Origin of the sequence: Candidatus Poriferisodalis sp., assembly GCF_965219595.1 — a bacterium.
In the GTDB taxonomy this organism is placed as follows: domain Bacteria; phylum Actinomycetota; class Acidimicrobiia; order Acidimicrobiales; family Poriferisodalaceae; genus Poriferisodalis.
Genome location: NZ_OZ244781.1, coordinates 3,036,383 through 3,055,703, shown reverse-complemented (window position 1 = coordinate 3,055,703; position 19,321 = coordinate 3,036,383). Strand labels below are relative to the sequence as shown.

Below are 19,321 nucleotides of genomic sequence, written 5' to 3'. Positions count from 1 at the left end.
GCCAGAGAACGAGACATCGCCCGATGGCCCTCGCCACTGCCCACTTCACTGTCGCGGATGCACCGCCGGCATTGGTATCGGCGCGGCGCGCCGTAGGGCTGCGTCTCGTCGGCGTCACAGCGCTGCTGGCGGTTGCTGCGATCACCGTGCTCGCCGGGCTTGCGGTGTTCCATTCGATGCTGGCTGCGGGCCAGTACCGGCTGTCAGAGCTGGAAGCGGAGATTGCTGCGGAACGGGAGCGCTTGATCGACCTTCGCTACGAACTCCAGACGCTCCATGGTCCTGCTGAGATCGAACTGATGGGGGTGGGGGCGCTCGGCCTGGTGAGCGCGACGGATCCGATCGATGTGCGGATCGAGCCGCGGCATATTGCCGCCGTCGACCCGCCGCAGCGAAGCATCCATGAAGGCGGAGACTGGCTCTCGATCAAGACGCTGCTGACCGACGCGTCCACAGCGCATGACCGACGTTCTTGAGCACTCCGAGCGCCATACAGCTCCGGCGCCATGGCACCCGTCGATGGGTGCCCCGCCGGGGCTGCGATCGCCGACGCCACGAACGGCAACCCGACGCTCTGATGCGGCGACCCCGCGCCGGTGGCACCCCTCGTCAGGACCGAAGACAACGCCTGGAGGACCGAGGTCGAAGCCTGCTGCAGAGCAGTCCGACCGACGACCGCGCCAGCGCACGGCTCGCGCCGGGCCGCCGCGCCGGCGGGCGCTGCTGCTGATCATTGCGAGCACGGTGGCGCTGGCCGTCCTGGGTGCTCGCCTGGTGCAAGTGCAGGTGCTCGACCGCGAGACCTACGCCGCCTTGGGCGAACGTCAGGGCACGGCACAGTGGGAGCTCGAATCGGTGCGCGGGGCGATCCTCGACCGGAACCTGAACCTGCTCGCGGTGTCGGACAACCTGCCCACGATCTGGGCCGACCCCCGTCTGGTGACCGATCCGTACCAGACGGCTGCCATATTGGCGTCGGTGCTGGATGTCGATGCCGACGTCATCGCGGAACGGCTGGCGAGCGACCGGCATTTCGTGTACGTGGCGCGCCAAGTGAGCCCCGAAGACGGGCTGGCGGTGCAGGAGCTGCAGCTTGCCGGTGTCGGCGTACGCGGGGAGTCGTCGAGACTGCGGCCCAACGGCGAGGATTTCGCCCGCGGGTTGCTCGGCGCCACCGACATCGATCAGAACCCGCTGGGGGGCGCCGAGAAGCAATTCACCGAAGTGCTCGACGGCACCGATGGACGTGAGGTCGCCCGGATCGCCCAGAGCGGCATGCCGCTGCCGAGAGGAACCGAGCTGTTCGAGCCCGTCAGCCATGGCGACGATGTGGTGCTCACGCTGCATACCCAGATGCAATGGGTGGCGGAGCGGTCCGTCAGCGAAGCGGTCCGTGCGACCAGCGCCGAGGGCGGCATGGTGGTGGTGATGCAGACCGATACCGGCGACGTGCTGGCGCTGGCGGCGGTCGCCCGCGACCCCGAGACCGGCGAGGTCAGGCCAGTGGCCTACAACCCCGCGTACACCGATGCCTTCGAGCCCGGATCGGTCGCGAAGAGCTTCACCATCGCCACAGCGCTGGAAGCAGGGCTCACCACGCCGGTCGAGTTGCACTCGACACCGGCGAGGTACACGTTCGCTGACAAGGAGTTCATCGAGCCCTACTCCAAGCCCAGCGACCAGATGACGACCTCGGAGATCCTCGTTCATTCGTCGAACATCGGCACGATCAGGCTTGCGGAGCGGATCGGCGCTTCCGAAATGCAGCGTTCGCTGCGATCATTCGGCTTCGGCCGCCTGACTGGTGCCGACGAGGCTCCGGCGCTGCCCGGCGAGAGCCGTGGCATCTTGCGTGCAGCGAACCAGTGGCGCGGCACCGACCTTGCCACGATCGCGTTCGGCCAAGGCATCGCGATCACTGCGATACAGCTCGCCGCTGCGTACAACGCCATCGCCAACGACGGTGTGTACGTCACGCCGCGCCTCGTGCTGGGCAGCGTGGGCAGCAACGGTGCACTGCGACCGGCTGATCGAGTCCCGACACGCCGGGTCCTGTCCGAGCAGACCGCGCAGCAGATGCAGGCCATCCTGGCCGAAGTCGTCCGCTCGGGAACCGGCAAGCGAGCCGCCATCGACGGCTACCAGGTGGCCGGCAAGACTGGCACAGCGCAAAAGCCCAGCCCTGATGGCGGCTACTCCGCCGAGGCGTACACCAGTTCCTTCGCAGGGTTCCTCCCTGCTGATCGTCCCGAGCTCACCGTCGTCGTCGTACTCGACGAGCCGGACGAATACCGGGCCGCCATCGTGGCCGCGCCAGTCTTCGCGGAAGTCGCCGAATATGCCTTGCGCATGCTTCAGGTGTCGCCCGATGCCTGAGCAGCGCAGCGCGCCGGCAGAGCCGATACCGCTGGAGGAATTGGCTGCGGCGGTCGGCGGTACCTGTGTGCTGCCTCCACGCCAGCGCAGCGACGAGGCGGCGGCACTGGCGGTACTCGTGCGCGGCATCACACACGACAGCCGCTCAGTCACGCCCGGTGCGCTGTTCGGCTGCGTCGTAGGGCAGCGCCACGACGGTCATCGCTTCGCCGCTGAGGCGTTGGATGCAGGTGCTGCGGCGTTGCTGGTGTCGCAGGTCCTCGATGTCGACGTGCCCCAGATCGTCGTGCCCGACGTGCGAGCGGTACTCGGGCTGGCGTCAGCTGCGGTGTGGGGGCAGCCATGGCACCGCTGCCCGGTTGTGGGCGTCACCGGGACAGCGGGCAAGACGACGGTCACGCACGCAATCGCCGCCATTGCGAGCGCATGCGGTACCACTTGTGAGGTCATGGGCACGCTGGACGGAACGCACACCACGCCCGAGGCACCGGACCTGTGCCGACGTCTCAGCCGGGCCGCTGATGCGGGAGCCGGGATGGTCGTGCTCGAGGTGTCATCTCATGCGCTCGCCCAGGGCAGGGTCGATGGCGCCAGCTTCGCTGCGGGTGTGTTCACCAATCTCGGCCACGAGCATCTCGACTTCCACGCGACGATGGAGGACTACTTCGACGCCAAGGCGCGCCTCTTCGACGGTCGCAGCGAGATAGCGGTGCTGAACGTTGCCGATTCGTGGGGTCGCCGCCTGGCATCGATGGCCGCTGGCACAACCGCCGAAGTCGTCGAGTGGCAGCCTTCCGATATCGACCGAATCGTGGTGGACACAGCGGGAATCAGCGGCCGATGGCGCGGCCGATCCGTGCACTGCGGCCTGCTGGGCCGGTTCAATGTCGCGAACGTGGCGGCCGCAGCAGCAACGGCCAGCGCCCTCGGTTTCGATGATGACGCGATTGCCGGAGCGGTCGCTGCCGTGCCCCCGGTGCGGGGGCGTCTGTGGCCCGTCAGTGGCGCGGATGATGACATCACGGTCTTGGTCGACTACGCCCACAAGCCGGACGCACTCGCTGCCGCATTGACCAGCGCGCGTGAGCTGGGTGCCGCTGGCGGCCGCCTGTGGGCGGTGTTCGGCGCGGGCGGCGACAGGGACCAGTCGAAGCGGGCGCTCATGGGCGCTGCCGCGGACCGCCACGCCGATGTGCTCGTCCTGACGTCCGACAACCCTCGCAGCGAGGATCCTGCTCGGATCGCAGCCGACATCGCCGCAGGCGCGGCCGGCCGGCATGATGCGAAGGACGGCTTGCACATCGAATTGGACAGGTCGAGCGCCATCTCGTACGCCGTCAGGAAGGCTCAGGCCGGCGATGTCATCGTGGTCGCCGGAAAGGGCCACGAGACCGCGCAGGTGAGCGCAGGGCATTCCGTACCGTTCGATGACGCAGATGTCGCTGCCGAACACCTGAGGCGGCGCGGGAGCGCACAGCGATGATTGCGCTCCTGATCGCTGCCAGCTCTGCCATGTTCGTGTCGCTCGTAGGAACTCGCTACCTCATTCCCTGGCTGCAGTCCCGCGGGGTGGGCCAGCCCATCCGCCTCGATGGCCCCCGTGGCCATATCACCAAGGCGGGCACGCCGACGATGGGTGGTGTCGCAGTCGTTGTGGCGGCAGTCGTGGGGTATGTCGTCAGCCATCTGCGGGCGGAGACCGTGATCACGCGGTCGGGCATCGTGCTGCTGGCAGCCGTCTGCGCCGCAGGCCTCGTGGGCTTGGCCGACGACTGGATCAAGGTGAGCCGCGAGCGCAATCTGGGATTGAACAAGCGGGCCAAGCTGATCGGGCTGATCGCGGTAGGCATCGGCTTCGCCGTCGCATCGGCGTGGTGGGTCAACCTCGATACCGCTGTGGCCTTCACACGGCTGGACGGCAACGCGCTGCGGGTTCCCGCCGCAGTGTGGGTTCTGTGGGCGGTCATCATCGTCCTCGGTACGTCAAACGCGGTGAACTTGACAGACGGCCTGGACGGCCTCGCCGCCGGAGCTGCCGCAGTGGCGTTCGCGGCATTCGTGGTTGTCGGGTACTGGGCATTCCGTCATCCCATCTCCTACGACGTCAAGCACCCGCTGGACCTCGCCATTGTCGCCGCCGCCATGGCCGGTGCCTGTGCAGGATTCCTCTGGTGGAACGCGCCCCCGGCACGGATCTTCATGGGCGATACCGGTTCGCTGGCCATCGGCACTGCGATGGCGGGCCTCGCAATGCTGTTGCACGTCGATCTCCTGCTCCCCGTGATCGGTGGCCTCTACGTCATCGAGACCGCATCGGTGATCATCCAGGTGGGTTCATTCCGGCTCTTCGGCCGCCGCTTGTTCCGGATGGCGCCGATGCACCACCACCTCGAGCTGGGCGGTTGGCCGGAAACCACCGTGCTCATCCGTCTCTGGGTGGTGAACAGCCTGCTCGTCGCGCTGGCATTGGGCATGTACTACGCAGACTTTCTGAGCCTGGACCTCGTCGAAATCCCGGCAGGTTCGTTGTGAGCGCCTCCGACTTGACGCCCGCAGACGGGCCGGTCGTCGTGGTGGGCATGGGAGTGACCGGACGAGCGGTCGTCTCTGCGCTCGCGGCGCGCGGTCATGAGGTGATCGCGGCGGACGACCGACCAGGCGAGGCGGCGGCCCGGGGAACCGAGGCAGATGCTGCATTCGGCGAGATCCACGACTCCACCGATGCGACCCTGCTCGAGAACCTGGTCTCGGGCGCCGCGGCCGTGGTGCCCGCTCCGGGGGTGCCGCCGCGACACCTCAGCTACACGCTGGCCGATGCGGCCGGGGTGCCGGTGCTGAGCGAGCTGGATCTGGCTGCGCAGTGGGACAGTCGACCCCTCGCAGCGATTACGGGCACCAATGGCAAGACGACGGTCACGGTGCTCACAGAACGAATGCTGAACCGGAGTGGAATCTCCGCTGTCGGTGCCGGCAATACAGATATCGCCCTGGTGGACGCCATTGACCGTGAGGTCTCCACGTTTGTGGTGGAGGCATCGTCCTTCAGGCTGCACCGAGCGCGCAGATTCGCTCCCGCTGTCGCTGCATGGCTGAATCTGGCCCCCGATCATCTCGACTGGCATCCTGACCTGCGCGATTACGCCGCGTCCAAAGCCCGGATCTGGGCGGCGCAGGGTCCCGACGACGTCGCAGTGGTGCCCTTCGGCGACGCCGATGTTGAGCCGTGGACGTCCGGGATCAGTTCACGGCGTGTGACGTTCGCGACGCCCCAGCAACTTGAGGCACCGTGCGATGTGCACTACGAGCGCGGTGTCTTGGTCGCGCATGGAGACAGCATCGTGACGGCGGCGGACTTGCCCCGACGGCGTCCCCATGACTTGTCGAATGCCGCGGCAGCAACGGCTGTTGCGCTGGAGATGGGTGCATCCGCCGAGGCGGTGGCGACGGAGTTGAGGTCATTCGATGGCCTGCCTCACCGGCTCGCATTCGCAGGGCGCATCGGAGAGGTGAGCTTCTACGATGACAGCAAGGCCACAGCACCGCACGCGACGGTGGCGGCGCTGCGCGGCTTCTCCGATGCGGTGCTGATCGCGGGCGGCCGGAACAAGGGCGTCGATCTCGGGGAGCTTGCCGCCGTTGCCGCACACGTTCGCGGCGTGGTGGCGATCGGTGAGGCCGCTGGCGAGGTTGCCGACTGCTTCAGCCGGCCTGCATGCGGCCACATCGAACTCGTCCGCGCCGAGTCGATGCCCGAGGCTGTGGAGGCTGCCCACCGGATGGCGCAACCCGACCGCGACGTGGTGCTGTCGCCCGGATGCGCTTCGTTCGACTGGTACTCGAGCTATGGCCAGCGGGGTGAGCACTTCAGCACGGCCGTGGCGGACCTCGCCGAGCGCATGCACCCATGCGCTCCGACGGGAGACAAGCAATGAGCAAGCTGGATCTTCCGCGCACTTCACCGGGACGGGCCCACTCAGGCCCGTCGGTGCGCTATGCCGTCCTCCTGTCTGCGGTATTCCTGTTGCTGCTCACCGGTGTCGTGCTGGTGCTGTCGGCCACGTCGGCGACTGGAATCGATTCGTCCGACCGTCCATTGCAATACTTCACCCGGCACCTGTGGTCGGTCGGGATTGCTGTTGCCGTGCTGCTCGTCACACTTGGCGTCGATTACCGGCGCTGGCGCCGCATGGCACTGCCCCTCGCAGCTGCGAGCGTGAGCTTGTTGGTCATCGTGCTGGCGGTGGGCCAACGCACCGGCGGTGCCCGGCGCTGGATTGAAATCGGCCAGTTCAGCGTTCAGCCATCGGAGATAGCGAAACTGGCGCTCATCGTGGCGTTAGCCGCCTTTCTGGACGCCCGCAAGGACCAGATCGAGCGGCCCGACCGGATCCTGCGGCCCGCGATGCTCCTGCTCACCGCCGGATGCTCGCTGGTACTGCTGCAGCCTGACTTGGGAACCACTCTCATCCTGGCGGGCATCGGGGTCGGCATGCTCTTCGTCGCCGGCCTGCCGGGCCGCGATCTAGCGAAAATCGCGGCCATGGTCGCTGTGGCGGCGCCGTTGCTGGCGTATGCGGCGCCGTACCGCCGTGCGCGGCTCGCGGGCTTCCTGGACCCGATCGCAGAACGCTCCGAGAGCGGCTACCAGACATTCCAGAGCCTGGTGGGTCTGGCGCAGGGAGGGCTGCGCGGCACCGGGCTGGGGGCAGGCCAGGCCAAATGGGGCTGGGTGCCCAATGCCCCCACAGACTTCATATTTGTCATCGTCGGAGAGGAGATGGGCCTCCTGGGCGCCCTCGGGCTCCTGACGCTGCTCGGTGTCGTCGGCATCGGGGGGCTCCGGACGAGCCAGAAGGCACCCGACCTGTTCGGTTCCCTGCTCGCAGCCGGCATTGCCATCTGGTTCGTGCTCCAGACGCTGGTGAACGTCGGCGGTGTGGTTGGATTGCTGCCGGTGACCGGTGTGACGCTGCCATTCCTGTCCTTCGGCGGGTCGTCACTGGTGGTGACGGCAGCAGCCGCAGGTCTGCTGCTGAATGTGACGCGGCGATCCGGTTGAGCCGTGGCCACACCCGGCAGCGCCCCGAACGCCCCCAGCGTCCTGATCGCAGGGGGCGGCACCGCGGGGCACCTGATGCCCGGCTTGGCGGTGGCATCCGCGCTGACCGAGCGCGGCTGGCCCGCGGAAGGAATCCATTTCGTCGGCAGCGCCCGGGGCATCGATGCACAGATCGTGCCGGATGCCGGCTTCGGTGTGACCTTGCTCGGAGGTCGGGGCCTTACTGCACGCCGGGTGAACCTGACGAACGCGCGTGCTGCAGCGAGCTTGGCATGGGCCACGGTGCGCGGCATCGCTCTCGTGAGGCGGCGGCGTCCAGCCGCGGTGCTGTCGCTGGGCGGCTACGCCGCGCTTCCCGCGACGGTGGGAGCGGTGATCTGGCGCGTGCCATTGGTGATCGCCGAGCAGAATGCAGTTGCATCGGCAACGAATCGCCTGCTGGGCCGGTTCGCACGCGCCGCGGCGGTACCCGTACGCGGGACGGGGTTGCACAGGGAGGTCGTGACCGGCAATCCCGTGCGCCCGGCTGTCGTCGAAGCCGCGCTTGGAGCGGGTGAGGCCCGCGCCCAGCTCGGCTGGCCCGCAGATGCAACCGTCGTGGTGGTGTTCGGCGGTTCGCTGGGCTCGCTCCGGATCAACACGGCCACCTGGACAGCGTTGGCGTCACTGCAGGACCGCGACGGCGTGTTCATCTATCACGTGGTGGGCAAGCGCGACTGGGCTGAGCGTCCGCCGCCACCGCCACGGCGACCCGATGGCTCGCGGGTACGGGACTGGTACCGAGCCGTGCCGTTCGATGAACAGTTGCCTGTCGCCCTGGCTGCGGCTGACGTCGCGATCTGCCGAGCCGGGGCATCGACGGTGGCGGAGCTGTCGGTCATCGGCACGCCGGCGGTGCTCGTTCCTTTGCCGATAGCGACCAACGACCACCAACGTCGCAACGCCGAGGAACTGGCCGCCACGGGCGCGGCACGCGTCGTTGCCGACGCCGAGTTCGACGGGCAGCGAATGCTCGCAGAGCTCGAGCAGATGCTGGAATTGCAGCATCCCCTCAGACCGGAGCGTCCCCCCGAGGCGACCTTCGGTCGTCGAGACTCGGCACAGCGGGTCGCGCAGCTCGTGATACAGCACAGTTCAGCGGTTCCTGGCTCAGTGGCACACGAGGATCGTTGGCCGAGAAAGCACACAACGTGACCACGTCGCCATCCGTCGAACCAGCGCCCCTGACCCAGGAGCCGTCGGGTCAGTCTCCCGACCTTGGGGAGCCTCGCACCATCCATCTGGTGGGAGCCGGCGGCGCCGGCATGAACGCCATCGGGTTGGTCCTCGCCGAGATGGGCCACGCCGTCAGCGGCAGCGACCTGAGAGCAGGCCCCGGCATGACGCGGCTCGCAGCTCACGGTGCCCGGGTCGTGATCGGTCATGATGCCGCCAACATCGGCTCGGCGGACATCGTGGCCCATTCGAGTGCGGTGCCCCAAGGCAATGTAGAGCTCGTCGAGGCCCGCCGCCGGGGCATTCCGGTGCTCAGCCGAGCTGAGCTGCTCTCAGGGATCTGCCGGTGCAAGCAGACGCTGGCGGTCGGCGGAACCCATGGCAAGACGACCACCTCGTCAATGCTGGCACTGTGCCTGGTCGCAGCCGGTGAACACCCGTCATTCCTCGTGGGCGGCGAGGTGAACGAAATTGGCTCCGGTGCCGTCTGGGACACAGCGGGGGAGTGGTTCGTTGTCGAAGCAGACGAGTCTGACGGGACATTTCTGGAGCTGGGTGCCGATGCGGTGGTCGTGACGAACGTTGAGCCTGACCACCTCGACCATTACGGCAGTTTTGACGACCTCGCTGCTGCATTCGAGAAGTTCGTCAGCCGTGCTGGAGGGCCACGCATCGTGTGTGCCGATGACCAGCAGGCTGCCGCGCTAGCCGAGCGCGTCGGCGGCTGTGTGACCTACGGAAGCGCTCCGGGTGCCGACTACCGGATCACCAGCGCGCACAGCTCTCGTACCGGTGCGGGCTTCGAATTGGTCAGCGGCACGACGTCGATCGGCCGTTGCGAGCTGCCGCTGCCTGGGCTGCACAACGTGGCGAATGCGGCCGGCGCTCTTGCGGCGGCACTTGAGCTTGGAGCCGCGGCGTCACCGATGATCGACGCCCTCGGTCGATTTGCCGGCGTGGCCAGACGATTCGAGCGACGCGGCGAGCGTGATGGGGTGTCGTTCATCGATGACTATGCGCACTTGCCCACCGAGGTAACCGCTGCGATCGCCGCAGCCCGCAGCGGAGGCTGGAAGCGGATTGTCGCCGTGTTCCAGCCGCATCGCTACTCGCGGACAGCAGCGCTCTGGCAGGACTTTGCGGATTCCTTCGCTGATGCCGACCAGCTGGTCCTCACCGACATTTACGCCGCCGGCGAGGTGCCTCGGCCTGGTGTGTCCACCGAGCTGGTGCTCGGTGCCGTGCTCGATTCCCATCCGTACGCGTCGGTGGCCTACCTCCCGGGACGGGCCGAACTGCGTTCCTACCTACGCACCAGCCTGCGTTCGGGCGACCTGTGCCTCACCTTGGGCGCCGGCGACCTGACGACGCTCGCAGATGAGATGCTGCATGTTTCCTGAGCAGTGGTCAGATCCCGATGCAGTTCGACGTGCTGCGACCGTGCTCGGCGACGATGCTCGCGTGAATGCCCCGCTGGGCGCATTGACCACTTCGAGAGTCGGCGGTCCGGCAGCGGTGGCCTATGTGGCAAATGGCCTGTCCGACCTGCAACGCGCGGCAGAGGCCGCAGCAACGTCCGGGCTGGAGATACTCATCGTCGGACGCGGATCGAACCTGCTTGTCGCAGACCGGGGATTCGAGGGCATCGCACTCTTTCTCGGCGATGCCTATGCCCAAATCGAATTCGATCGTGCGAACGCCACGGTCACTGCTGGCGCAGCGGCGGCATTGCCGGTGCTCGCGCGGCAGTGTGCTGTGCCAGGCATCGGCGGCCTGGAATGGGCCGTTGGTGTGCCGGGTTCTGTGGGCGGGGCCGTGCGCATGAATGCGGGAGGGCACGGCAGCGATATGGCGTCGTGCTTGATCGACGCTGACATCGTCGATCTGGAAGCCGGGACCGGAGCGACCCGCGATGTCAGCACGCTCGACCTGAACTACCGCAGCAGCGGTCTCCAGAACCGTCACGTCGTGGTTCGTGCCCGGCTGAGTGGGCGGCGAGCTCCCTCGTCGAAGGTGACCGATCAGATCGCGGACATCGTCCGCTGGCGCAGAGAGCACCAGCCTGGCGGACAGAACTCCGGTTCGGTCTTCATGAACCCGCCCGCCGAGTCCGCAGGAGCTCACATCGACCAGACGGGTCTTCGGGGACTGCGCATCGGCACTGCCGAGGTGTCGCGCCTGCACGCCAATTTCATTGTGTCGGATCCCGACGGCACGGCGGCAGATGTCGTCGCACTCATGGCCGAAATCAGGCGCCGTGTCGCCGAGTCGACCGGCATCGTGCTGCAACCCGAAGTCCGCATGGTCGGCTTCGAGACGGCCCCGACACCGTCTTGAACGATGTCGGAGGAGGATACGAAGCCTGCCGAGCAGCAACGACGGCGCCGGCGCCGGTGGCTGATCGTGGCGGCGCTTGCTGCGGTTGCCGCAGCAGTCGCGACGATCTTTCTCGCGGCCGGCACCTTCCAAGTCGATCGGATCCATTTCAGCGGTTTGCATCGCGTGAGTTATGACGAGGCATACGAAGCCGCCGATATCCGTCCGGGAGATTTTATGGGAACACTCGACGCCGGCGAAGCAGAACGGTCACTTGAGAGCTTGCCCTGGGTCGCCGACGCCCGAGTCCAAAGGCGATGGCCTGCAACGGTGGATGTCGATGTCATCGAGCGCACCCCGGCGGCGATTGCACTCGCCGCTCCCGGCAGTTGGGTACTCATCGACATCGAAGGTCGCGTCCTCACATCACCGCTCGCCGTGGTGCCCGAACTTCCGCGCTTGTCAGGCATTGCTGCTGCGCCCGAACCGGGTGCCTTCCTCGCAAGCGATGCGGATGCGCTGCTCGCCGCATTGGGTGCAGCGCACGGGCAGCCGGAGTTCGAGATTGCCGCACTGTGGCGGGATAGGCGCGGGGACATTCGCGCTCGTGTACGGCAACAGCCAGGAGATCTCGTGCTGGAGGTCGCGCTGGGAGACGAGTCGGCAATCGGGGCCAAAACGGCCGCGATTGCTGCGATCATCGGAGAGATGACGGCCTCCGATGCCATCTTGGATGTGTCGGTTCCGCACCTGCCGGTGCTCCGCCCGTCGGGCTAAGAGGCTGAGCGCAGGGTCTTGCCGATCGACAGAGGCATCAGTACTGTCGTCAATTGCGCTATTTTCCCGTAGAAGGTGCCCGTCGGCGGCACGTCTGATGTCGCGGCCGGCCAGTGAACGCAAGGAGCCCTGTGGCCTCACCACAGAACTACGTGGCAGTCATCAAGGTGGTGGGCGTCGGGGGCGGCGGCTCAAATGCCGTCAACCGCATGATCGATTTCGGTTTGGGCGGGGTCGAGTTCATCGCCGTCAATACCGATGCCCAAGCCCTGCTGTTGAGCGACGCCGACGTCAAGCTGGACATCGGCCGTCAGCTGACGCGCGGACTCGGCGCCGGCAGCGATCCCGAAATCGGCACGCGAGCTGCTGAAGAGCACCGTGACGAGATCGCCGAAGCGTTGCAGGGTGCGGACATGGTGTTCATCACGGCCGGGGAAGGCGGCGGCACCGGCACCGGAGGCGCTCCGGTGGTGGCAGAGGTCTCCAAGGAAGTAGGAGCGCTGACGATCGGGGTGGTCACGCGCCCGTTTGCCTTCGAAGGCAAACGTCGGCAGATCCAGGCCGAACAGGGCATCGAGCGGCTGAAGGAGCGCGTCGACACGCTGATCGTGATCCCGAATGATCGGCTGCTGACCGTGGCAAGCGAGCACACGTCGATCATCGATGCCTTCCGCATGGCCGACGACGTGCTGCGCGAGGGCGTTTCCGGCATCTCGGGGCTGATCACCACGCCGGGCCTCATCAATACCGATTTCGCCGACGTCAAGGCAATCATGTCGAGCGCCGGCACCGCCCTGATGGGGATCGGCCGTGCCCATGGCGAGAACCGCTCCAAGAATGCGGCTCGACAGGCCGTCTCGTCGTCGTTGCTCGAGGAATCCATCGACGGTGCTCGCGGCATCTTGCTGAACATTGCCGCGGGGCCGGAGCTCGGGCTGTTCGAAGTCAACGAAGCGGCAGAAGTCATCCGCGAAGTGGCGCACGCCGAGGCCAACATCATCTTCGGCACGGTCATCGACGATTCACTCGGGGAAGAGATCCGTGTAACGGTCATCGCTGCAGGTTTCGACCGATACGGACCGGGTCGCTCTGGAGGTGCTGCGCTGGGCGACTACGCAGCCTCGGAGGAGTCCGGCGATGTGGCTGACCCATTCGGTGACCTCGACGAGGACGACGAGTCGTTCGACGTGCCCAGCTTCCTGCGGTGACGCCTGGGTTACGTCGCAACCACTCCAGACTGCTGTACATCGACGCCGGTCGCGGCCTCCCAGCGAGGCTGCGCGGCTCGACGCGCCACACCGGCGGGCACTTCGGATGCTGACGCTGCGCCGCCGCTGTGGTAACAGCATGGTGCGGATTTCGGTCACTGAGCGCTCCGACGGTGACTGCGCTCCCATCGACGGATCCGCCCCCGGCAACGTGACCGTCCTGCGGCAGGTCCATGGCACGCGAGTTGTTGAGGTCGGACGACCAGGAGAGCACCAGGGTGCCTGCGCGGACGCCGCGTGGACATCGATACCACGAGCGACACTGGCTGTGAGAACCGCCGACTGTGTGCCGATTGCCCTGTACGGCACCGACAGAGCAGGCTGTGCGGCGGTCGCAGCCATCCACGCAGGATGGCGAGGCCTGCTCGACGGCGTCATCTCGGCAACCCTCGCCGAACTCGGCCGTCACGGGATCCGTCACCCCCGAGCCATTGTCGGGCCCCACATCGGCCCGCTGCAGTACGAATTCGGCGTCGATCAACTGGAGGCTGCCAGCGCGGCACTCGGGCCCTCGGTGTCGAGCACGACGCACTGGGGCACCCCGTCGCTCGATCTCGGCGAGGCCACGCGACTGGAGCTGCGACGGCACGGGGCCGTCATCGACAGCGAGATCGGCCGTTGCACCGCTTCGGATGAGCGCTATTTTTCGCATCGAGCCCGTGCCGAACAGGGCCGGACGGCGATGCTGGTAGGCCTCGAGGCTGAGCCGGCAGGCGAGCTGATCGATGATTGAGGCCGAGGAGGTCCGCCGTCGCACCGAGCGCGTCAAGCAGCGGATAACCGATGCCGGCGGCGATGTTGCTCACGTCGGCATCATGGCGGTGACCAAGGGCTTCGACAGCGCGGCAATCGAAGCTGCAGCTCATGCCGGTTTGGCGATGATCGGTGAGAACTACGCCCAGGAACTGCACGGCAAGTGGAACGAGGTGGACGCAGCGACCAAGGCGGCACTGGAGATCCACTTCATTGGGCGGTTGCAGTCGAACAAGGTCCGGCAACTGGCCGGAGTGGTAGACGTGTGGCAGAGCGTGGACCGGGCGCGGTTGGTGTCCGAAATAGCGCGCCACGATCCGGGTGCTGCCATCTTCGTGCAGCTTGACGTCAGCGGCAGTGCCACGCAGGGCGGTTGCCCGCCCGGCGAGGCCTCGTCGCTGGTGGCTGCCGCCCGTCGGGAGGGGCTCGATGTGGCGGGTTGCATGGCCATTGGTCCGCAGGGTTCGCCGCCTGAGATCGAAAAGGCTTTCGGCGAGGTGGCCCGGTTCGCCGATCGCTATGAGCTCGAGCACCGCTGCATGGGGATGAGTGCGGATCTCGAGGCGGCGGTCAGAGCCGGCTCGACGATGGTGCGCATCGGGACTGCCCTGTTCGGCAATCGTCCGCCGCGAAATATCTCAGCGCGGGGTGCCTGACCGCAACTTGACAAGTCGGTACCCTGTCCGACTGAGGCAGTCTTCTGATCGGGACTGTTGTCACCGAGGTTCTGCATGGCATCGTTCATGAAGCAGGCAATGAGCTATCTGGGCTTGGGCCCGGATGACAGCTATGCGTCGCCTCCCGAACGCGCTATGCCGGGCGACATGCCCGCGGCTGAGGCGTTCGCCGATCAGACCGGCCAGAGCGGCGTCACCGTGGTTGAGCGACCAGCGGCGGCGACGCCACAAGCTGCACCGGCCGCACCGACGTCGGCCGTGCGTAGCGTCGCCACATCGACAGCACAGCCGTTCGTGCTGATGCCGCGGATGTTCGATGATGCACAGCAGATCGGAGATCGCTTCAAGCGCGATCAACCGATCATCTTGAACTTGCAGGGGCTCGATCGTGATACCGCTCGCCGGCTCCTCGATTTCGCCAGCGGGTTGTGCTACGCCCGCGACGGCGAGATGCGCAAGGTCGCAAACGCCGTGTACATGCTCGTGCCGGCAAATGTCGTCGTCAGCGACAGCGAGCATCATGCAGTTGCTGCACAGGACGCCTCCGTGCAGGACGTCGGCCGCTGAGACGCTCCGGCGCGGACCACCAAGCGGAGCGATGAGATGCTGTGCACGCTGATATCGCTCTACGTGTTCGCCATCTTTGCGCGTGTGCTGTTCAGCTGGATCCCGCTTGCTCCCGAGAGCCCAGTCATGGTGGTGCGAACTTGGCTGGTGCGCATTACTGAGCCTGTCATGGGTCCACTGCGGCGAGCACTGCCCGCAGTGCGACTCGGCCGGGTGGCGCTCGACCTGTCACCGATCGTGCTGATCATCGGGTTGCAGGTCTTCGTGGCGGGCATGCTGCTGGGATGCTGAGACGCTGGTACATTCCGCGCCATGGCGAGCCCTGATTCTCCCCCCGTCGAACCCTCCGATACCGAGGGCGAGGGCTTGCTCGAGACGATCGGTGCGCAGCTAGCGACGCTCGCAGCGCAAGTATCCGAGATCGACCAGCGCATGAGCAGCGTCGAATCGGGAGGGCCTGCACAGCCCGTGGAAGTGCGGCTGTCACCCGAGACGGTGGCGCAGATTGCCGATGCACTTGCCGCATTGCAGGCGGCAGGCAGCCAGGCACTGGACGAAGCGTTCAAAACGGCGAGCGACGACCTCACCGAGGCGCTGTCGGGTCTCGTACGGTCCGAGATATCGAGGACGCTGGCTGACGCGGGTTACACCGTCGAGGTCACCGAGGTCGCAGAGCCGGACATCGACGATGAACCGTTCGAGGACGGCACCGGCTCCGACGCTGGCGCCGCGAGCGATGTGGATGTGCTGCACGAACCGGAGCCGAGTGCGGATTCTGTGCGCTCCGGGCCGGATACTGCGGCCATGCCGTCGATCGTCGCGCCGCTGGCCGCAGCCGAACGGGTTGACGCCGCATACGAATCGATCGGTTCCGGCTCGCAGGACGACGCTGATGACGACGACACCGATGAAGCCGACGGCGATCTGATCGACGCGGATAGGGCACCGCTCCAGCTCGACGAACTCGATGATCCCTTCCTCGATGCGCTGATCCGCAAGGAACCCCTGTCCGCTTAGACAGCCGCCCGCGAGCAGACCGCCAGATCGAGATCAGGCTCGTCGCTGCCATCGAGCCAGTGGATCTCCTCCGCCAACACGGCGGCTTCCACCAATGGCTCATGCTCACGGATCGCATCTAGATTCGGCGGACTCCAGCGGATCGTCAGACTGACGCGGTCGGTGACTTCGAGACCGTGCTCCTTGCGCGTTTGCTGGATGTGGCGAATCAGATCGCGAGCTGCACCTTCGGCCTCCAGCTCCGGTGTGACCGTGGCGTCCAGCGTCACGACCAGCTGCTGGTCTTCCAGCACCGAGGTCGTGGCCGGGTCCGAAGGTTGCAGAGCGAGCTGGTACTCGCCGTCTCGCAGCTCGTGGCTTCCGGCAGCCACCCCGCCTTCGGCGGTGACGCTCCAGTCGCCCGTTCGAGCGGCCACGAAGACATCCTGAACAGCGGCACCCAACCGCGGCCCCAGCACCGAGCCGTCTGGGCGCAGCACATGGGTTGCGAGGTCGCCGAGCTCATTGCGGAGCTTCACCTCCCGCACGTTGATCTCCTCGGCCAGAAGCTGCGCGAACGGTTCGAGCAGCTCGGCACCGGCGCCAGCCACGGTCACGCTGTGCAGCGGCAGCCGGACGCGCAAGCCGGCGTCCTCGCGCACTCGCAGCGCTGCGGAGGCCGCAGCGCGCACGGCATCCATCCGCTCAACAAGATCAGGATCCAGCGGGAGCGTCTCAGGGTCGGGCCAGTCGCTCAGGTGCACGCTGTCACCGCCGGTCAGCCCGCTGTAGATCTCTTCGGTGATCATTGGCAGCAGCGGGGCCGCCATGGCCGCAAAGATTCGCAGCACCGTGTACAGCGTGTCGAAGGCGTCAGGTTCGCCCGTGGTCCCGCCCTCGGCGGACAGGACGCGGGTGAATTCGCCCCAAAAGCGTGTCCGGCTGCGGCGGATGTACCAGTTGTTGAGCGCGTCGATGAATGACTGCAGCTCGGCGGCGGCCCCCGGCAAATCGTATGCGTCGAAACTTCTCGTCACTGATTCCAGCGTGGCCCTGGTCTTGGCCAGCAAGTAGCGATCGAGCACATGCGGAGAGTCGGCTCGTACCTTGGCCTCGTAGCCATCGGCATTCGCGTACAGCGTGAAGAATGCGTATGAGTTCCAGATCGGGATCAGCACCTGCCGGGCGACCTCGTCGATGCCGCTGTCGGAAATGCGCGTATCGCCGCCCCGGACAATGTTCGTCGCCATGAGGTACCACCGCAGCGCATCGGAGCCCTGGTTGGCGAAGATGTCGGTGGGCTCGGTGTAGTTCCGCAGCCGCTTGGACAGCTTGTTGCCGTCGGCGGCCAGCAGCACGCCATGGCAGATCACGTTCTGGAACGCCGGCTGGGAGAACAGCGCTCCCGCCAGAACGTGGAGCGTGTAGAACCACCCGCGGGTCTGGTTGATGTACTCCACGATGAAGTCAGCCGGGAAGTTCCTCTCGAACCACTCCTTGTTCTCGAACGGGTAGTGCACCTGGGCGAAGGGCATGGATCCCGATTCGAACCAGCAGTCGAGCACCTCGGGCACACGTCGCATGGTCGAGCGGCCAGTGGGGTCGTCGGGGTTCGGGCGTGTCAGCTCGTCGATGAACGGCCGGTGCAGATCCGTCGGGCGAATGCCGAAGTCGGCCTCGATCTCGTCGAGACTGCCGTAGACGTCAATCCGGGGGCAGTCAGGGTCGTCGCTCATCCAGATCGGGATGGGCGAGCCCCAGAATCGGTTGCGACTGATGGACCAGTCACGGGCACCTGCCAGCCATTGGCCGAACCGGCCGTCGCGTACATGGCCGGGCACCCAGTTGATCTGCTGGTTGGTCTCGGCCAGGAGATCGGAGATCTCGGTGACCCTCACGTACCACGAGCTGATGGCCTTGTAGATGATCGGCGTGTCCGTGCGCCAGCAGTGCGGGTAGTTGTGCTCGTAGCTGTCGTGACGCAGCACCCTGTCGCGTCGCTTCAGCTCGGCGATGATCTGCGGGTTTGCCTCGAAGACGTTGAGGTCGGCCCACGGCGTGACCGGTTGGGTGAAACAGCCCCGGTCATCCACCGGTACTGCATCCGCGATCTCGATGCCGTGGGCCTCGCAGAGAAGCTGATCCTCCTCGCCGAAGCCGGGCGCCAGGTGAACCACGCCGGTGCCTTCGGTGGTGTCGACAAAATCGCCGGCGAGCACCCGGAACGCCTCGGTGCGATGAGCGAAGAACTCGAACATCGGCGAGTAGCGGCGGCCAGCGAGCTCAGCGCCGCTCATCGTGCCTACGACGGTGCACGGCTCGAGGTCTGCGGCGTACTGCTCGAGGCAGTCCGCCGCGAGGACGTAACGGCCAGCACCGAGCGCCTCCGATTGCACCACGGCATAGGCGATCTCCTCGCCGACGGCAACCGCGAGATTGGATGGCAGCGTCCATGGCGTTGTCGTCCAAGCGAGCAGTCGCAACGGACCGCCTGTGCCGGCTGTGCTGCTTGCGCCGGTCGGCTCATCGGTGTCGGCGAGTTCGAACCAGACCGTGATGGCAGGATCCTGGCGAGGTCTCGTGGCGTCGTCGAGTCTGATTTCAAAATTTGACAACGGAGTCTCCGCTCCCCACGAGTAGGGCATGACCCGGAACGCCTGATAGACGAGACCGCGGTCCCAGAGCTGCTTGAACGCCCACATGACCGATTCCATGTAGGGCAGGTCCATCGTCTTGTAGTCGTCGTCGAAGTCGACCCATCGTGCTTGGCGGGTGACGGTCTTGCGCCACTCCGCCGTATATCGCAGCACTGAATCACGACATTGGGCGTTGAAGCGTTCGATGCCGAATTCCGTGATCGCAGCCCGTCCGCTCACGCCGAGCTCGCGCTCGGTCTCCATCTCGGCAGGCAGGCCATGGCAGTCCCAGCCAAAGCGCCGGTTGACGCGGTGGCCACGCATCGTCTGGTACCGAGGGACCACGTCCTTGACGTAGCCAGTCAGTAGGTGGCCGTGGTGCGGCAGCCCGTTCGCAAAGGGCGGACCGTCGTAGAAGACAAACTCGTCATCCGCGGACCTGTTCGCGATCGACGTCTCAAAGGTGCCTTGCTCGTGCCAGCGCGCGAGGATCCGTTCCTCGATCTGCGGGAAGTCTGCTTGGGCAGGTACACGTGGGTACACGGTGTCGGTCGGCTCTCGCTTCACCAGCGCCTCCTGGGCCTCGCCTGAGCCCACGAGACAGCGAGGGTACCCCTGAGGCAGGGAAATCAACGGAGTTGCGAACTGCCAAACGCAGTCGAAATCGGCGACCTAGACTGC

The 19,321-nt window shown here is 66.4% G+C and carries 17 protein-coding genes; 16 read left to right on the top strand and 1 reads right to left on the bottom strand.

The features are described 5' to 3' along the window. The first annotated feature begins 23 nt into the window (after positions 1 to 23). From ACOQPE_RS13510 to ACOQPE_RS13435, 16 genes are all read left to right on the top strand, one after another. Positions 24 to 476, top strand: coding sequence for a hypothetical protein (locus ACOQPE_RS13510; RefSeq protein WP_420609413.1), 453 nt, complete (start codon positions 24 to 26; stop codon positions 474 to 476). A 268-nt stretch (positions 477 to 744) separates the two neighbouring features. Continuing rightward, positions 745 to 2,376 (top strand): peptidoglycan D,D-transpeptidase FtsI family protein, encoded by a 1,632-nt coding sequence (locus ACOQPE_RS13505; protein ID WP_420609412.1) that lies wholly within the window; start codon positions 745 to 747, stop codon positions 2,374 to 2,376. Beyond that, positions 2,369 to 3,859, top strand: a complete 1,491-nt coding sequence (locus ACOQPE_RS13500; protein WP_420609411.1) for a UDP-N-acetylmuramoyl-L-alanyl-D-glutamate--2,6-diaminopimelate ligase — start codon at positions 2,369 to 2,371, stop codon at positions 3,857 to 3,859. The genes ACOQPE_RS13505 and ACOQPE_RS13500 overlap by 8 nt, the downstream gene beginning before the upstream one ends. Beyond that, the gene (gene mraY, locus ACOQPE_RS13495; protein WP_420609410.1) at positions 3,856 to 4,908 is read left to right on the top strand and encodes a phospho-N-acetylmuramoyl-pentapeptide-transferase; all 1,053 of its coding nucleotides are present in this window, start codon (positions 3,856 to 3,858) and stop codon (positions 4,906 to 4,908) included. The genes ACOQPE_RS13500 and mraY overlap by 4 nt, the downstream gene beginning before the upstream one ends. Beyond that, on the top strand, positions 4,905 to 6,308 hold the full coding sequence (gene murD / locus ACOQPE_RS13490; protein WP_420609409.1) for a UDP-N-acetylmuramoyl-L-alanine--D-glutamate ligase: 1,404 nt from the start codon (positions 4,905 to 4,907) through the stop codon (positions 6,306 to 6,308). Before mraY ends, murD begins: the two co-directional genes overlap by 4 nt. Continuing rightward, positions 6,305 to 7,435, top strand: a complete 1,131-nt coding sequence (gene ftsW, locus ACOQPE_RS13485; RefSeq protein WP_420609408.1) for a putative lipid II flippase FtsW — start codon at positions 6,305 to 6,307, stop codon at positions 7,433 to 7,435. Before murD ends, ftsW begins: the two co-directional genes overlap by 4 nt. A 3-nt stretch (positions 7,436 to 7,438) precedes the next feature. Next, complete coding sequence (locus ACOQPE_RS13480; protein WP_420609407.1) at positions 7,439 to 8,629, top strand: UDP-N-acetylglucosamine--N-acetylmuramyl-(pentapeptide) pyrophosphoryl-undecaprenol N-acetylglucosamine transferase; 1,191 nt, start codon at positions 7,439 to 7,441, stop codon at positions 8,627 to 8,629. Next, positions 8,626 to 10,050: a UDP-N-acetylmuramate--L-alanine ligase gene (murC, locus tag ACOQPE_RS13475; protein WP_420609406.1), complete on the top strand. Its 1,425-nt coding sequence runs from the start codon at positions 8,626 to 8,628 to the stop codon at positions 10,048 to 10,050. Before ACOQPE_RS13480 ends, murC begins: the two co-directional genes overlap by 4 nt. After that, positions 10,040 to 10,987, top strand: a complete 948-nt coding sequence (gene murB, locus ACOQPE_RS13470) for a UDP-N-acetylmuramate dehydrogenase (protein ID WP_420609405.1) — start codon at positions 10,040 to 10,042, stop codon at positions 10,985 to 10,987. The genes murC and murB overlap by 11 nt, the downstream gene beginning before the upstream one ends. A 3-nt stretch (positions 10,988 to 10,990) precedes the next feature. Then, complete coding sequence (locus ACOQPE_RS13465; RefSeq protein WP_420609404.1) at positions 10,991 to 11,743, top strand: cell division protein FtsQ/DivIB; 753 nt, start codon at positions 10,991 to 10,993, stop codon at positions 11,741 to 11,743. A 131-nt stretch (positions 11,744 to 11,874) separates the two neighbouring features. Next, on the top strand, positions 11,875 to 12,951 hold the full coding sequence (gene ftsZ, locus ACOQPE_RS13460) for a cell division protein FtsZ (RefSeq protein ID WP_323673195.1): 1,077 nt from the start codon (positions 11,875 to 11,877) through the stop codon (positions 12,949 to 12,951). Then, positions 12,881 to 13,744, top strand: coding sequence for a laccase domain-containing protein (locus ACOQPE_RS13455; RefSeq protein WP_420609403.1), 864 nt, complete (start codon positions 12,881 to 12,883; stop codon positions 13,742 to 13,744). The genes ftsZ and ACOQPE_RS13455 overlap by 71 nt, the downstream gene beginning before the upstream one ends. Beyond that, on the top strand, positions 13,737 to 14,420 hold the full coding sequence (locus ACOQPE_RS13450; protein WP_420609402.1) for a YggS family pyridoxal phosphate-dependent enzyme: 684 nt from the start codon (positions 13,737 to 13,739) through the stop codon (positions 14,418 to 14,420). The genes ACOQPE_RS13455 and ACOQPE_RS13450 overlap by 8 nt, the downstream gene beginning before the upstream one ends. Before the next feature lie 75 nt (positions 14,421 to 14,495). Beyond that, entirely contained in the window at positions 14,496 to 15,008 is a 513-nt protein-coding gene (locus tag ACOQPE_RS13445; RefSeq protein WP_420609401.1) for a cell division protein SepF, read from the top strand. A 36-nt stretch (positions 15,009 to 15,044) separates the two neighbouring features. Beyond that, a complete protein-coding gene (locus ACOQPE_RS13440; RefSeq protein ID WP_323673199.1) occupies positions 15,045 to 15,299 on the top strand; it encodes a YggT family protein in 255 nt (84 codons plus the stop codon). Positions 15,300 to 15,320: 21 nt separating this feature from the next. Further along, positions 15,321 to 16,025: a hypothetical protein gene (locus tag ACOQPE_RS13435; RefSeq protein WP_420609400.1), complete on the top strand. Its 705-nt coding sequence runs from the start codon at positions 15,321 to 15,323 to the stop codon at positions 16,023 to 16,025. Here the strand turns inward: ACOQPE_RS13435 and ileS are convergent. Then, positions 16,022 to 19,237, bottom strand: coding sequence for an isoleucine--tRNA ligase (gene ileS / locus ACOQPE_RS13430; protein WP_420609399.1), 3,216 nt, complete (start codon positions 19,235 to 19,237; stop codon positions 16,022 to 16,024). The two genes, ACOQPE_RS13435 and ileS, sit on opposite strands and share 4 nt — an antisense overlap. Positions 19,238 to 19,321 lie beyond the last annotated feature (84 nt).